The 15557-nt window shown below is 69.5% G+C and carries 13 protein-coding genes; 3 read left to right on the top strand and 10 right to left on the bottom strand.

Features of this window, described 5'->3' with window-relative positions:
* Positions 1 to 215: 215 nt before the first annotated feature.
* Positions 216 to 614, bottom strand: a complete 399-nt coding sequence (locus tag J4573_RS02915; protein ID WP_208253598.1) for an SHOCT domain-containing protein — start codon at positions 612 to 614, stop codon at positions 216 to 218.
* 150 nt (positions 615 to 764) lie between these two features.
* Here J4573_RS02915 and J4573_RS02910 point away from each other — a divergent pair, with 150 nt between their 5' ends.
* Positions 765 to 2573 (top strand): alkyl/aryl-sulfatase, encoded by a 1809-nt coding sequence (locus J4573_RS02910; protein ID WP_372442794.1) that lies wholly within the window; start codon positions 765 to 767, stop codon positions 2571 to 2573.
* On the opposite strand, the gene J4573_RS02905 is transcribed toward J4573_RS02910, so the two are convergent.
* Entirely contained in the window at positions 2563 to 4287 is a 1725-nt protein-coding gene (locus tag J4573_RS02905; protein ID WP_208253597.1) for a SulP family inorganic anion transporter, read from the bottom strand. The genes J4573_RS02910 and J4573_RS02905 overlap by 11 nt on opposite strands.
* A gap of 162 nt (positions 4288 to 4449) precedes the next feature.
* Here J4573_RS02905 and J4573_RS02900 point away from each other — a divergent pair, with 162 nt between their 5' ends.
* Positions 4450 to 4974 carry an LURP-one-related/scramblase family protein gene (locus J4573_RS02900; protein WP_208253596.1) on the top strand — a complete coding sequence of 175 codons (525 nt, stop codon included), beginning with the start codon at positions 4450 to 4452 and terminating at the stop codon, positions 4972 to 4974.
* Between the two features lie 2 nt (positions 4975 to 4976).
* Here J4573_RS02900 and J4573_RS02895 read toward each other — a convergent pair whose 3' ends face one another.
* A complete protein-coding gene (locus J4573_RS02895) occupies positions 4977 to 6164 on the bottom strand; it encodes a hypothetical protein (RefSeq protein WP_208253595.1) in 1188 nt (395 codons plus the stop codon).
* A 161-nt stretch (positions 6165 to 6325) separates the two neighbouring features.
* Between J4573_RS02895 and J4573_RS02890 the strand changes: the two genes are divergently transcribed.
* Entirely contained in the window at positions 6326 to 8101 is a 1776-nt protein-coding gene (locus J4573_RS02890; RefSeq protein WP_208253594.1) for a CLIPPER-2 domain-containing protein, read from the top strand.
* A 4-nt stretch (positions 8102 to 8105) separates the two neighbouring features.
* Here J4573_RS02890 and J4573_RS02885 read toward each other — a convergent pair whose 3' ends face one another.
* From J4573_RS02885 to J4573_RS02855, 7 genes are all read right to left on the bottom strand, one after another.
* Entirely contained in the window at positions 8106 to 11195 is a 3090-nt protein-coding gene (locus tag J4573_RS02885; protein WP_208253593.1) for a DUF7927 domain-containing protein, read from the bottom strand.
* Positions 11196 to 11442: 247 nt separating this feature from the next.
* Complete coding sequence (locus J4573_RS02880) at positions 11443 to 12489, bottom strand: MBL fold metallo-hydrolase (protein WP_208253592.1); 1047 nt, start codon at positions 12487 to 12489, stop codon at positions 11443 to 11445.
* Between the two features lie 28 nt (positions 12490 to 12517).
* A complete protein-coding gene (locus J4573_RS02875) occupies positions 12518 to 13186 on the bottom strand; it encodes a CBS domain-containing protein (RefSeq protein ID WP_208253591.1) in 669 nt (222 codons plus the stop codon).
* Between the two features lie 110 nt (positions 13187 to 13296).
* Entirely contained in the window at positions 13297 to 13884 is a 588-nt protein-coding gene (locus J4573_RS02870; RefSeq protein ID WP_208253590.1) for a dihydrofolate reductase family protein, read from the bottom strand.
* A 15-nt stretch (positions 13885 to 13899) separates the two neighbouring features.
* Positions 13900 to 14388 carry an SRPBCC family protein gene (locus J4573_RS02865; protein WP_208253589.1) on the bottom strand — a complete coding sequence of 163 codons (489 nt, stop codon included), beginning with the start codon at positions 14386 to 14388 and terminating at the stop codon, positions 13900 to 13902.
* Positions 14385 to 14723 (bottom strand): ArsR/SmtB family transcription factor, encoded by a 339-nt coding sequence (locus J4573_RS02860; RefSeq protein WP_208253588.1) that lies wholly within the window; start codon positions 14721 to 14723, stop codon positions 14385 to 14387. Before J4573_RS02860 ends, J4573_RS02865 begins: the two co-directional genes overlap by 4 nt.
* A 173-nt stretch (positions 14724 to 14896) precedes the next feature.
* Positions 14897 to 15475, bottom strand: coding sequence for a hypothetical protein (locus J4573_RS02855; protein WP_208253587.1), 579 nt, complete (start codon positions 15473 to 15475; stop codon positions 14897 to 14899).
* Positions 15476 to 15557: the final 82 nt, after the last annotated feature.

Raw genomic sequence — 15557 nt, 5'->3', positions numbered from 1 at the left:
GTCCAGAATCCAGCCTTCGCACCGCTCACAGCGGTCACTCCCCGAAATAGACGAACTGCCGAGCGGTCACAGGCCGCGTCGTGCCGATCCGCCGGTCACCGCGGGGTGATTCGCTTTCCCGTGAGTCCTGCCCGAGCGGGCGGGCGATGTCGCGCGCGGCCCCGTCATCTGTTGATCAACTTCTCTGGTCGATCATGCAAAGGGGAGTACCCCGCTCAGGTGAGGATCTTCGTCTTGGCCTGCTGGTATTCCTCGTCGGTGATCTCGCCGCGGGCCTTCAGGTCGGCGAACTTCTCCAGCTGCTCGGCGGTGTTCGGAGCGGACCCCGCGGTGCCCGCGGTCTCGCGGATGTAGTTCTGGAACGTCTGTTCCTGCTTGGCCGCCTGCTCCGCCTGGCGCCTGGTCATCGAGGCGCCCCTGGCGATGAGGTAGATCAGCACGCCGAGGTAGGGCAGGACGAGCACCAGGACCGTCCAGCCGGCCTTGCCCCAGCCGCTGAGGTCGTCGCTGCTGAAGATGTCCATGATCACGCGGAACAGCAGGAACAGCCACATGACCCAGAGGAAGAACCAGAGCATGGTCCAGAAGAGGTTGAGCAGCGGGTAATCATCCATGGAAGCCATATCTCCCGTTCGGGGAAATTCGAACGGCAGCGATCGGTAAATGAGATGCAAAGCTGAATTGGACGCCCCAGGGGTTGTCTCTTTAGTGAAGCCTGGAAACAAGGAGGAAAAGACAACGAACACCCCACCGAAGGAGAAGCTGTGAACGCTCTGCCGCCGCTCGAGGACCGGACCGACTTCGAGAACGCCGACAAGGGGTTCATCGGCTCGACGTCGGAACCGGTCATCAAGAGCGCGTCGGGCGGGACGGTGTGGGACTTCGAGGCCTACGCGTTCCTGGACGCGGAATGCCCGGACACGGCGAACCCCAGCCTGTGGCGGCAGTCCCAGCTCACCGCCAAGCACGGCCTTTACCAGGTGGCCGAGGGGATCTATCAGGTCCGCGGATTCGACCTGTCCAACATCTCGTTCATCGAAGGCGACACGGGCGTCATCGTCGTGGACCCGCTCCTGTCGAACGAGTGTGCGGCGGCGGCGCTGGCCCTCTACCAGGAGCACCGGGGAGACCGGCCGGTGACCGCGGTCATCTACAGCCACTCGCACGCCGACCACTTCGGCGGCGTACGCGGCGTGGTGCCCGAGGGCGCGGACATCCCGATCATTGCGCCGTCCGGGTTCCTGGAGCACGCGGTCGCCGAGAACGTCTACGCGGGCACCGCGATGAACCGCCGGGCCATCTTCATGTACGGGGCCGAGCTGCCCAAGAGCCCGGCCGGTCACATCGGCGCGGGGCTCGGCCAGACCACCTCCACCGGCACGATCTCGCTGATCGAGCCGACCCTGCTGGTCACCGAGACCGGCCAGGAGGAGGTCGTGGACGGCGTCCGGATCGTCTTCCAGCTCACCCCGGGCACCGAGGCCCCGGCGGAGATGAACTTCTCCTTCCCCGAGCGGCGTGCGCTGTGCATGGCCGAGAACGCCACCCACAACCTGCACAACGTTCTGACGCTGCGCGGGGCGCTGGTCCGCGACCCTCGGATCTGGGCCCACTACCTGACCGAGGCGATCGAGATGTTCGCCGCCGACGCCGACGTGCTGTTCGCCTCGCACCACTGGCCCACCTGGGGCACTCGGGAGCTGACCACGTTCCTGTCGGAGCAGCGCGACCTGTACGCCTACCTGCACGACCAGACGCTCCGCATGCTCAACCAGGGATACACCGGCGCCGAGATCGCGGAGATGATCGAACTGCCGCCCGCGCTGGACCAGGCCTGGCACGCCCGCGGCTACTACGGCTCGGTCTCCCACAACGTCAAGGCCATCTACCAGCGCTACATGGGCTGGTACGACGGCAACCCCGCCCATCTGTGGGAACTGCCGCCCGAGGAGTCGGCGAAGAAGCACGTGGAGTTCATGGGCGGCGCGGAGGCGATCCTGCCCAAGGCCAAGGCGGCGTACGAGGCGGGCGAGCTGCGCTGGGCCGCGCAGGTGCTCAACTACGTGATCTTCGCCGACGCCGGCAACACCGACGCCCGCGACCTGCTCGCCGATGTCTACGACAAGCTGGGGCAGGGCAGCGAGAACGGAACGTGGCGCAACTTCTTCCTGCAAGGCGCGATGGAGCTGCGCGGTGACAAGCAGGACAACGTCCTCGACACCGCGAGCCCGGACGTGGCCAGGGCCCTGAGCGTCGAGCAGATCTTCGACTCGCTGGCCATCAGGATCAACGGTCCGCGCGCCTGGGACTCGCGGCTGACCATCGACTGGAACTTCACCGACCTGAAGGAAGAGATCAGGCTCAGCCTGGCCAACGGCGTGCTCACCCAGTCCCACGCCCACGACGGCACCCCGGCCGACCTCACCATGACCCTGACCAAGCCGCAGCTGCTCGCGATGGTCGCCACGCAGAACATGGACGGCGTCCAGGCCGACGGCGACCGGCAGGCCGTCACCACGCTGATCGGCCTGCTCGACGACGTCGACCCCAACTTCAACATCGTCACGCCGTGACGCCCGCCGCCCGTTCCGGTGGTCCGCCGCCGGAACGGGTGGCCCGGGCGTAGGCCTTGTCGAGCGGCGCGAAGATCTCCGGCTCGGCGGGGAAGATGTTGTCCGCTCCGATGACCGCCGTCGTGCCCGTCTCGTCCAGCAGGCGCTTCAGCGCGGGCGAGACCCCGGCGATCATCAGCGTCCCGCCCCCGGCCTGGAGCTCGCGTGCGCGGCGCTGGAAGACCTTCATGACGGCGGAGGACGGAACGTCGGGGAGAACGCGGACGCTCAGGATGAGAACCGCTCCGCGAGCGTCGTCGGTCCGCGGCCAGGCGTCGTTGATGCGGCCGAGTTCGGCGAAGAAGCTGACGCCCGCGTAGTGCAGGACGACCACGTCGCCGGGTTCCAGACGTTCGGGCAGGTCGGTGACGCTCCAATGGCCGGCGTCCGGTCCGGGGGTCAGGCGCATGAGGCGGGCCTCGCGCGAGATCCTGACACAGAACAGCAGCAGCGACAGTGCGGCGCCGAGGAGGATCGCCTGCTGGAGCGGGAGCTGGGTGGTGGCCAGGAACGTGACGATCATGGCGGACGCCGACAGCCATGACGTACGCAGGACGAGCCGGATGTCGTGGCGGCGTTCCCAGACCAGCTCGCCGCCGACGACCAGGATGAGGCCGCCGATGACGGGCATCGGGATCAGCTCGGCGTAGTGCCCGAGGGTCACCACGACGAGCGCCAGCCAGACGCCCGCGAACACGCCCGCCCACGGGCCGCGGGCGCCCGCGCCGGTGGCGACCCCCGTACGGGACAGCGAGCCGCCCGTGGGCAGGGCCTGGAAGAACCCGCCGGACAGGTTGGCCAGGCCCTGGGCGGTGAAGTCGCCGTTCAGGCTGCTGCGGCTGCCGTCGGGGTTCGGGACGGCCGCGCCGATCCCGGCGGCCTGGGCGAGCGCGACGAGCGCCACCGCGACCGCCCCGAGGGCCAGGTCCGGCACCGCCGCCAGGTCCGGCAGATGGGGTACGGGCAGCGAGGACGGGATCTTGGCGATGTCGCGGACGAGTTCGACCTTGACCCCGATCACGGCCACGACGACGGTCAGGGCCAGCAGCGCGATCAGGGTGGCGATCCCGCGCAGCGGCCGTACGCGCGACGTCACCGCCCACACCGCGATGGTGCCGATCGCGACGAGGACGGCGGAGAGCTTCCACGAGCCGATGTGGGCGATCCAGTCCCAGATCTGGCGGAGCTTGTTGTGGCCGTGCGGGTCGTAGCCGGTCGCGTCGCCGAGGACACCGACGATGATCTGGACGGCGATGCCGGTGGTGAAGCCGGTCATCACCGCGTTGGAGACGAAGCTCATCACGGCGCCCAGCCGCAGCACCCCGAAGAGCAGCATGACCGCGCCGACCATGACGGTCAGCGTGGCGACGTTGCCCAGGTCGTGCGGGTCGAGCCCGGCCTCGGCGAGCACGCTCTGCGCCGACAGCGCGATCGCGCTGGTGAGCGTGGTGACCATCAGGACGGTACGCGCGGTCAGCGCGCCGACGATGGTCGGGACGATGCCGGAGTAGAGGCCGAGGACGGGGTTGAACCCGCCGATGCTCGCGTACGCCATCCCCTCGGGGATGCTGAAGAGCCCGGTGACCAGCCCGGCCACGATGTCACGCGGGCTCGGCCTGCCCAGCCGCTTGCCCAGTCGCCCGCCCAGCCGCCGCAGCTCGTCGAGTCCGTTCATCGCGGCCAGGACCTACCCCGATGTGATCACCCGCCACGCCCGGCCTGGCCTTCGCGAGCGGAGCCTTTGCGGTCCGCAAGCCTTGCTTTTACCGGCTTTCAGGGAATTTGGGACGCATGGGCCGTCTCGCTCAAAACGGTGCCGAGGCCCTCGGGAGGCGCGATGTTCGGGCGTAAGCAGCAGGAGGCTCAGCCGCCGGCGGTCACCTCCATGTACCAGATGCGGCAGAAGATGCTGTCGATCGGCGACGACTACTGGATCGAGAACGGGGTCGGCCAGAAGGCGTTCCATGTCGACGGGAAGTTGCTGCGGCTGCGCAAGACGTTCGTGTTCGAGGACGCCTCAGGGCACGAGCTGCTGCGCATTCACAGCAAGGTCCTCCGGGTGCGCGACACGTTCGTCATCGAACGCGGCGACGAGAAGGCCGCCACCCTGCACAAGAACCTCGTCGGGTTCCGCGACCGCTTCGCGATCGACCTGGGCGACGCCGGCGAGCTGCGCGCCCACGGCAACATCCTCGACCACGACTACTCGATCCGGCGCGACGGCACCGACATCGCCCAGATCAACAAGCACTGGATGCGCGTCCGCGACACCTACGGGGTCTCGATCGTCCAGGGCGAGGACGTTCCGCTCCTGCTGGCCATCGTGATCTGCATCGACGCGATCAGCCACGAGCACCGCTGACCTCAGGCCGCTTCGGGCTTGCCGGAGTCCGTTCTGCCCAGGAGCTCGATGAGCGCCAGGCCGATGACCACCAGGAGGGTCAGGGTCAGGACGACCAGGCCGGTGGGGCGGTCCCAGAAGGCCAGCGCCAGAACGGCGACGGCCACGACCGCGGCTCTGAGAAGTCCCTTGTGGCCGCCGACCCAGGTGCTTCCCCTGTCTCCCCGGCCCAGCGTTCTGGTGAAGAACGTGCGGACGCGCACGGCCGTGGAGGACGGTCCGGACAGGTAGGCGCCCGCGGCCACGACGAGCCCGAGCACCAGCAGTGCCCGCAGCCCGTCGCGTACGAAGCGGACGAGCGTGTCGTAAAAGGCCTCGCCCGCCGCCCGGTCGGCCACCTGGTCGAGGAAGACGTGCCGCCCGACGATCAGGCCGGCGCCGAGCAGGGCCATGGCGATGGCGACGCCCAGCCCCGCGCCGACGAGCGCCCTGCGCCGGTCGCGGGCCACGAAGACGCCCGCGGCGAGCAGGAACAGCGCCAGGATCGGTGCGATCCAGCCGAGCGCGTTGAGCAGCTTGTAGCCGCGCTGCGCCTTGACCAGCGCGTCGGACTGCGCGATCGGGTAGGTGGGGTGGACGTCCGGGATGGCGTTCGCGACGTTCAGGCCGGCGTCGACGAGCTGCTGCTTGACGAGCTGGACCACCGGGCCGAGGTCCACCGTGATCGTGTCGCCCTCGGTCTTCAGCATGTCCGAGCCGTTCCCGGACAGGACCCGGTCGATCTGCTGGTGGGCGGCCCTGTTGACCTCGGTCCAGACCTTGGCGAACGCCGGGCTCTGGACGACCTGCAGGGTCTTGTCGTGAACGAAGCCGTCCACGCCCTCGCTCACCGGCCCCGACACGGCGCTGAGCCGTTCGCCCAGTTTCGCGGGCAGCCCCTGCTTCTCCAGTGCGTCGATCGCGCCGTTCACCGCCGAGGGCACGTCGAGCTGCTCGGTCACAGCGTCGGTGACCCTGTTCGCGATCGCGTTCTGCACGGGCGGCTCGGAGGCCAGCGGTGCGACGGTGTCGACATAGCGACCGGTGTCGGAGACCTGGTTGCTCGACCACACGGCCAGCACGCTCACCGGCACCAGCAGACAGCCCACGACGATCAGGACGGCCGCGACGATGCCGCGCCACCTGCCGCCACGGGACTTCGGATTCGGCACGCTTCCCCCCCTGATCGCGCCGGTTCTCCTGGCTCTTCCCTGGATTGGTTCAAGCGATGCCCTCAAGAGGGTCGCCGGAGTCCCCGGCGATCCCGTCTGAGGTATTTCCTTGATCGACTGATCCGCGGGCGGCGGACTCGGCGGCCCGAGGAAGGCGTGAGATGCACAGAACGATCATCGTGGCGCTGGCCGTCTCGCTGACTCTGGGCCTGGCAAGCCTGGCCGGCGTTCAGCCGGCCCGGTCCAGCGCCCACCGGGCCGACTGCCCGCCGGGGAGCGGCAAGGACTGCAAGGCCGGGGTCCTGGCCAACACCGTGGTCAGCGACGACGGCGGCTGCCCGGCGGGATCGACGGCCCCGGACTGCGCCTCGTCGGTCGGGGTGGAGCGGGTCGAGATCTCCAAGAAGGCGGACAAGACCGAGGCCGGGCCCGGCGACAAGGTGACCTACACGGTGACGGTCGCGAACACCGGCACGGTCGCCGTCACCGGGCGCACCTTCACCGACGACCTCACCAAGGTGCTGGACGACGCGGTGTACGACAGGGACGCCAGGGTGACCAAGGGCGCCGTCCGCTTCGCCTCGCCCAAGCTGATCTGGACGGGCGATCTCGCCGCCGGCGCCACGGCCACGATCACCTACAGCGTGAAGCTCAAGAACCCGGTCGCCGGGGACCGCTCGCTGGTCAACGTGCTCACACCGGCGAATCCGGGCGACTGCGAGCCCGGGGCGTGCACCTCAACGGTCACCATCCCGCCCGACCCCTCGATCAAGCTCACCAAGTCTGTGTCGCCCACGAACCCCGTGCTCAAGGTCGGGCTCGTCCTCACCTATTCCTTCGCGGTCACCAACACCGGCAACGTCGCCCTGACGGACGTGACGGTGACCGAGACCGCGTTCTCGGGATCGGGGACCCCGCCCAAGCCCACCTGCCCGGCCAAGGCGGCCAAGCTCCTGCCAGGGGCCACGGTCACCTGCAGCGGGACGTACACGGTCACGCAGGCGGACGTGGACGCGGGCAAGGTGACCAACGCCGCCACCGCGACCGGGACGCCGCCGGGCACCATCCCTCCGCCGACCTCGCCGCCGTCTCAGACCAAGGTGCCGGCCGACCCGGCCCCGGCCCTCACCATCGCCAAGTCCGCATCGCCGAAGGTCGTTCACGCGCCCGGCGAGAGGGTCACGTACACCTTCCTGGTCACCAACACCGGCAACGTCACCCTGACCGGCGTTTCCGTCCGCGAGGACGCGTTCTCCGGAACGGGGAGGCCGGGCCCGGTGACCTGCCCCGAGACGACGCTCGCCGTCGGAACGTCGATGACCTGCGCGATGATCTACAAGGCCACGCAGGCCGACATGGGGCTGGGAGCGATCACCAACACGGCGTCGGCGACGGGCGAGGACCCCGGCGGCGGAACGGTGACGTCGCCTCCGGACGGCAGCGAGGTCAAGGTCGTCCACACGCCTCTCCCGGGGGTCGTGCTCGACCCGCCGAGCCTCAAGCTCGTCAAGTCGGCGACGCCCGCCTTGGGAGCGGCCGGAACGAGGATCCGGTACAGGTTCACGGTCACCAACACGGGCGGGACGACGGTCGAGAACGTCGCCATCCGGGAGCTGTCGTTCAGCGGCGGTGGGAAGCGGCTCTCACCCACCTGCCCGGCCGCCGCGCGCTCGCTCGATCCGGGCGAGGCCGTGACCTGCACTGCCACCTACACCGTCACCCGGCGGGACGTACGCCGAGGCAAGATCGTCAACCGTGCGGTCGCCACCGGCGAGGCCGAGACGGGCGCCAGGGTCACCTCGCCCCCGTCGGCGGCGGTCGTCCGGCTCCGCCCGCCCGGCGCGTGCCGGACGCTCGGGGCGGCCGGTCCGGCGACGGCGAGCCGGACGGTTGGAGCGGACCGGGCGGCCGCCGTGGGCCGGTGCCGGGCCGGGTGAGCTCTCAGGTGACCTTGACCGTGTAGGTGATGGCCGCGACCTGGCCGGCGGCCAGGTCGCCGGTCCAGGTCAGCCTGGGCGAGGCGTAGGCGACGGTGCCCGCGCTCGCCTTGGCGTCGGCGTTGTAGGCGGCGTCGTCGAGCACGTCCGACAGGTCGTCGGTGAAGGTCGCCCCGGTGTACGGCGTGGACCCGTTGGTGACGGTGATCGTGTAGGTGACGGTGCCGCCCGGCTTGGCCTTGGCCGTCGAGGCCTTCTTCTTCACCGTGAACGTCGGGACCGGCACGTTCGACGTGCACGCGGGGTCGGTGGACCCGGCGGAGCAGTTGCCGCCGGGCGTGGACGAGGTGACGGTGTTCTTCAGGCTCTTGTCGCCCGAGCTCGGCTTCTTGATCGAGACGCTGTAGGTGACGGTGGCGGTCTGCCCGGCGGGAAGCGCGCCCGTCCAGCTCAGGACGGGGGAGTCGTACGACACCGTGCCGCCGCCCGCCGCCTTGGCGTCGGCGTTGTAGGCGGCGTCGTCCAGCACTCCCGTGAGGTCGTCCTTGAAGGCGGCGCCGGTGTAGTCGCTCGTCCCGGTGTTCTGCACGGTGACGGTGTAGGTGACCGTCTGGCCCGGCTTGGCCGGGCTCGGCGTGGCCGTCTTGGTGATCTTCAGGCTGGAGGCCTCGATGGTGAGCTTGTAGTCCTCGACCTCGCCGTTGGAGGCCTCCCCGGTGGGCTGGGCCACCTCGACCGCCGGGCCGAGCCGCAGCCGCGCGTAGCTGGTCCCGGACGTGATGCCCGCCGGGATCTTCCAGGTGAGGGTGGCGCTGTTCTGCCCGTCGGCGACGGTCGCGGTGGCTCGTTCATCGGTGTCGAAGTGGCCGTTGCGGTCGAAGTCGATCCAGGCGCTGAGCCGCTCGTCGGTGCCGGTCGTGTTGTGCACCGCCGCCGTGACGCTGTAGGAGGCGCCGCCCGACCCGGTGCCGAGCGTGGGGAACGAGCTCACGCCCTCGTCGTCGGAGTCGTTGGCCGCGTTCAGCGTGTGCACGGTGTCGGCGTCGGGCGACGCCGTCACCTTCGAGCCGAGCAGCAGGTCGCGTGCCGCGTTCAGCTTGTGGCGGGGGCCGTCGGAGGCCAGAAGGGTCTTGTAGGAGTCGGGCGCGTCACCGAAGTCCCGGGCGACCAGGCACGCGCCGCCGTCGTTCTGAGTGGTGGGCTGCGACTTCCCGACGACCTCGGACCCGCCGTACTGGGCGAGCCCGCCGGAGACGGTGCTCAGGTCGATCTCGTACACCTTCCCGCTGTCGTTGCCGACGGCGTACAGGTTGCCGAGCTCGTCCATGAACGTCGCGCCGGCCGCGTCGCCCTTCACCCAACCGGAGACGGAGCCGAGCGTGTCCACCTTCCCGGTCCCCGGATCGATGCGGATCACGGTGCCGTCGTCGTCGGTGACCGAGTAGAGCATCCCGTCCCGCGGATGGTGGCTCAGGTCGGAGATGATCGTCGCCGTGCTGAGTGCGGGCCCGGTCCCGATGACCCGCCCGGCGGTCGAACCTCCGGGATCGACATCGATCATGATGATGCCGTGCGTGCCGTTCCCCGCCGCCCGCACATAGAGGATCTTGCCGTCCGCGGAGACGTCACCGGCGTTGTAGGACGTCGTCGCGCTGAGCTTCGGCGAGATCGGCACGACGTGGACGGGCGTCTTGCCCGAGGCGGCCGGGTCTACGACGGCGAGTTCGCTCCGTTCCGCCGCCGACGAGTCGGACCTGGAGACGATGCCGTACAGCTTGCCGTCGTAGCGGTTGTAGCCGAACGCGTTGTACGGGCTCTGTGCGGGCCCGCTGACCTTGCTCTGCGTTCCGGTGGCCAGGTCGAGCCCGTACAGGCTGGAGTCGGTGCCCTGCATCAGGTAGGCCGTGTCGGAGCAGTGGCCGGGCTTCCTCGGCTCGAACGTGATCGGGGTGTCGGGCGGCGGGTCGAGCCCGGTCTCGGTGGTCTGGTCGGGACCGTTCACATACTTTCCGGCCGGTGCCGTGACGTGGACCGTCACGGTGCAGGACGTCTGCCCCTTGGTGAGATCGCCCTTGACGGAGACGTCGGCGCCGCCCGCCGGGGCCGTCACCGTCCCCGCCGAGCAGGTGGTGGACGCCGCCGGTTCGGCCACGGTCATCCCGGTGGGCAGGGCGTCGGTGAACGACCAGCCCGCCTTGGCCCCGAGCTCCGCCGTGTTCGTGATCGTGAACGTCAGCGTCGCCGTCGACCCGGCCGGGAGCTTCGCCGGGCTGAAGGCCTTGCCGAGGGACGGCGTCACGTCCTTCAGCACGATGTCGTCGATCGCGCCGTCGTTGCCCGCGTCGGTGTTCTGCTTGTTGAGGAGCCTCAGCTTGAACGAGCCGGGAGCGTGCAGCAGCGCCTCGGTGGAGTAGGTGCCCACCCGGGCGGTCGTCGTCCCGCCGCCCGGATTGGCGACCTTCACCGTGCTCCCGCCCGCGGACGTGCACGAGTTGATCTGGCCGCCGACGTCGGTGGTGGCGGTCCCGTCGACGAACTGGAACTGGTAGAGCGGGGCCTTCGCCTGGCAGTTGAGGACGCCGCCGTGGACGCTGAACGCCAGGAACCGGTTTCCGCCCGCCGGGTTGGTGATCGGGTCCTTCGTCTCGAACTCGACCTGCCCGGTCGGCTTCCCCGCCGTGTAGCCGACGAGCGCGCTGTTGTCCTCCGGAGCGCCGTCGTTCAGGGTCCCGAGGGCGTACGGCAGCGTGCGAAGGTTGTTGTGATGGACGGCGCCGCCACTGCCCAGCGCATCGCAGTCGCCGGCCTCACGGCCGTTGCCGTAGTCGAGGACGAACCCGTTGCACGCCCTGCGATCCAGCCAGTACGCGTCGGCGGTGTAGGTGTGGCCGCTCGCTCCGGTGTAGTCCGCGAGCCCCAGCTCCTTGCCCGGGTCGGCCCTGTTCTCGAAGTCCTCGCCGTAGATCACCTTGGGCTGCTCAGGCACCCCGGGGGCGGCCGCGGCCATCGCCCTCGGCTGCCCGTGCCCCGAACACACCACACCGGCCGCCGCCAGCGAGATCGCACTGACCGCGACCCGAATGAGCATCTTCATGTCGAGCCCGGCGGCCGCCCGTGGACGTCCGCCGGAACCTCCCCCGATCTCGGCCCGGACACCTGGGGTGGCGCTACCCGGGCCAAGATCAAGAGAAACTCGGCGTCACGGCTGGGATCGGCCGAGGCCGACGGTTGTCAGCCGCGACCAAGGGGGGCGGTCAAGTGCGGCCGAGGCACTTGCGGTCGATCTGCTCGTTGAAGTCGCACGCCGCCTGGCCCTAGGCGTCCTGGGCGTCCTGGGCGTCCTAGGCGGTGAGGCGGTAGGTCGTGCCGCTGCTGCCCTGCACCCAGGCGTCGGGCAGCGCGGCGGCGAGGGCGTGCTGGGCGCGCCAGCCGCTGCAGTGGCCCGGGACCAGCAGGGCGGGGGAGAGGTCGGTCAGGGCATTCACGGTCGGCCGGATGACCGGCTCGAACGCCGGACCGCCCAGGTGCAGCCCGCCGACCAGGGCGTGCAGCCGGTCGACGCCGGTCAGCCGCTGCGCGTGCCGGACGATGTTGATCGCGCCCGCGTGCCCGCAGCCGGTGAGCACGACCAGGCCCTGCCCGCGCAGGTTGACCACGAGCGCCTGGTCGTCGATCACCAGCGGGTCATGGGCCCAGTCCGTGCCGTTCCAGGCCTGGTGCGCGGGCGGCATGCCGCGCTCGAACCCGGTCGTACGGTCGACCTCGCCGGTGATCAGCACGGAGCCGTCCAGCAGCAGCGACGGTTCGCGGCGTTCGATGACCTCGTAGCCCTCGCCGTCCAGCGCCTTGCGGCTCAGCGTCGGCAGCTCGCGCTCGTCCCCCGGCACCATCAGCCGCCGCCGGGTCCACGCGTACGGATGCACGACCATCGGCAGCGACCGCGTCCGTGCGGCCAGCCCCGCGAGGCCGCCCGCGTGGTCGAAGTGGCCGTGGCTCAGCACGACGCTGTGAAGGTCGTCGAACCCGATCCCCAGCCGCTCCGCGTTGGTGACCATCGCCTCCGGCGACATGCCGGTGTCGAACAGCAGCGTCGTGGTCCGCCCGTTCCGTACGACCCTGACCAGTGCGGAGAAGCCGTGCTCGGCGACCAGCCCCGCCGCTGTCATGCCGTTCTCGAACTGCGGCGCCTCGACGATCCCGGTCGCACCGAACGCCGTCCGCCGGACGCGTTCGTCCCCGGCCAGTAGCGCGTCGAAGACGTTGTCCACCAGCGTGACGATCTCCACCTGGTCGACCGGCTCCAACGCGATCGGATCGACCGCCGTTCCGTGAGCCGGCCGCGGCATCGACTCGACGACCTCGCTGATCCCGCCCGCCGTATCGCACATACCGGCACCCTACGCTCGCCGCGCGCGGTCACAGCGTCGGGTAGTGCTCCCCATAGGTGTCGTCGACCTCCCAGGTCATCTGAGCCTCCGCCGACACCACGCCCTCGACCCGCCGGATCCGGTAGAGCAGCGCCGGGATGACCGACCGCCGGTCGACGGCGCCCTCGATCGACACCCGCCCGTTGTCCACCCGGACCGCGTAACGGTCCAGCGCGAACTGGCTCTGGACCTCCTTGAGGACGTCCTCCCGGATCTCCTCGTCGGGCCGGTCGTAGACGCGCAGCACGTCCGTACGGCTGACGATCCCCACGAGCCGCCCCTTCGCGTCGACGACGGGCAGCCTGCTGATGTGCTTGCGGCGCATGATCCGCGCCGCCTCCTCGACCGTCGCGTCCGGCGCCACGGTCACGGCGGGCGCGGTCATGAGGTCGGCGGCCTCGGTCCCGGCCGACTTGCGCACCTCCGAACGCCTGCGGGGCCCGGCGAACGGATGAGGGTCTCCGGCCGCGGTCGGGTCGGCCTCCTTCAACAGCAGATCGGTGGTGGAGACCACCCCGCTGACCGTGCCGTCCTCCCGTACGACCGGCGCCGCGTTCACCGCGTGCCGGCGCAGCACGTTGACGATCTGCCTGAACGGCATGTGCTCGGGGACGATGGCCACGTCGGTGGTCATGACCGCCTCGACCTTGGTGTCCATGGGCACTCCTCGGATCACGGCCCGCGGGCCGCACCTTCCGGTTCCCCTTCAGAGTGCGACCCGAGACGCCCCGCGCCCATGGACCAAAGTCCCCAATGCCGGCCGGGTTCCTACACCTCCGCCTTCGGCAGCGGCCCGGCGATCTTGTACGAGGTGACGATGATGCCGGACGGCATCGCGCGGGTCTCGGCGAGTTCGAACGCCTGCGCCGGGGTCCCTTCCGCGAAGAAGCGCTTCCCCGTGCCCAGCAGCGCCGGATACACGATGAGCAGGACCTCGTCCGCCATTCCGTGCTCGAGAAGCGGCGACGTCAGCGTGGAACTGCCCGACAGAACGAGGTCCGGGCCGTCCCCCGCCTTGATGCGGCGAACGTCCTCGACGAGGTCCTTTCCGAGGGCCTCGACCGGCCCCCATTCAAGGCTCTCCGGACGATGGGTCACCACATACTTCGTCGCCGCGTTAAGACGATCCGCCATCGGATTGCCCGGCACCTTCGGCCAGAATCCAGCCCAGATGTCGTACGTGCGGCGGCCCAGCAGCAGATCGAACCTCTCGCCGTGCGCCGCGAGCAGCGCGTCCCGTCCTTCCGGGGTCCGATAGGGCGCAGTCCAGTCGGTGTAAGGGAACCCGTCGCCGTCGGCGGAATTCTGAACCACACCGTCCAGCGAGATGTGTTCGATGACTTTGAGCTTCCTCATGCGAGTCTCCTAGGTTCAGCCAGCACCACTAGGTTCAGCCAGCACCACATCGAGTTGCGGCATAGCCGCGCGCAGCCCCGCCTCCATGCCAGGTATCGCCCGTTCCATCGCCCCGACGCTCGAAAACCGCGTGACCACGGTCAACCGCGAACCCGTCGGCGTGGCATCGAACGTGAACGTCATCGACGACGGCATGCCCTCTTCCTCGTCGCCATCGCCGTCCTCCGCCTCGAACGACCTGATGGGATTCACCGCAGTAAACCGCCACGAGCCGTTCCACCTCTCCCCGTTCGGCCCGCTCAAGAAGTACTCGGCGCGCCCGCCCACTTTCAGGTCATGGCGCGTGAACGTGGCGGGCCAGTCGGGCGGCCCCCAAAACCGCTCCAGCTGACGCGGATCCGCGAAGGCGTCCCACAACCGCCGCTGCGAAACGGCATAGTCGCCCACCACGGTAAGAGTGAGACTCTCAACGTCCTTGGTCACAGAGGTCAGCGGCACCGTCACTCGTCTTCCGTGAGAACTTCATCGAGCCGCGCCATCCGATGGCGCCAAATGGCCTCGTACCGATCGAGAAGTTCACCGGCAAGCCGGAGCCGCGCCCGTTCGGTCGAGACCAATTGCTCGCGACCACTCGGACGCTTCCGAACGAGCCCCGCCCGTTCAAGCACCGCGACATGCTTCTGCACGGCCGCGAAGCTCATCTCGTAACAGGCCGCAAGCTCGGACACCGAAGGCGTCTCCGTCAGCGACCTCTCCAAGATGTCCCGGCGCGTCCCATCCGCCAACGCCCGAAAGAGCAGATTGAGCGACTCTTCGCTCTCTTCCCGAAGTACAACCATCAGGTTGTACGTTAGCCCCGCCCCAACCCCTCGGGCAAGAAGATCGCGTCAAGAAGACCGACGAGCGGCACGCCGCATATCCGGGGACGAACGCCTCCGTCTCGAAGCGCCGAGTCGCCTCGCCCATCCTCATCGCCCCGGTGTGTTCCCGATCGTGAAGCGTGGCCGGTGGGTCACGTCCGTCGTACGCGGAGGACGGGCTCGTCGAGGAGGCGGGCGGCGAGCGTGCGGTCGCAGCCGAGCACCGTGTACGGGAGGTCCGGGTCGCTGGACAGGCACCAGGTGCGGTCGGCGGGCCAGAGCATCGTGACGGGCTGTTCGTAGTCCCAGCGGGCCTCCCACGCGGCGTACACCAGGTCCTGGAGAGGGCCGGCGACGAGGAGGTAGGGGATGTGCCCGATCACGCGCTCGGCGAGGTCGCCGAGGTCGCCGAGGTCGCCGAGGTCGCCCAGCGTCGGGTCGGCGGGGTGGGGGTCATAGGAGGCCAGGCAGGCCGGGGCGTCGGGGCCGGTGGCCGCGAGGAGGATCCGGTCGAGGACGGTCTTCTGGCGGTCGGACGGATGGCCTTCGACTGAGGGCGGTCCGAGGAAGGGCGCGGTCAGGTCGCTGGTGGCCGGTTCGGCGCCGGGGTGAAGCACCGCGATCGTCGATTCGTAGGCCGCCGGCAGCGGAGGGCCGTCGGCCCGTTCGGCCGAGGCGGCGACCCAGGCGGTGAACCAGGCGAGCTGATCCGGGGCGATGCGTTCGAGCATGGGACAAACCTATATCGCCCGGATATCGCCCAGGGTGGTTCACATTCTCAAATTGTGAGACGGCAAAGGCTGGTTGTAAAAT

Source organism: Actinomadura barringtoniae, assembly GCF_017573505.1.
Taxonomy (GTDB): Bacteria; Actinomycetota; Actinomycetes; order Streptosporangiales; family Streptosporangiaceae; genus Spirillospora; species Spirillospora barringtoniae.
Note: the sequence above shows the minus strand (reverse complement) of the source record. Positions and strands in the feature narration are given on the sequence as shown.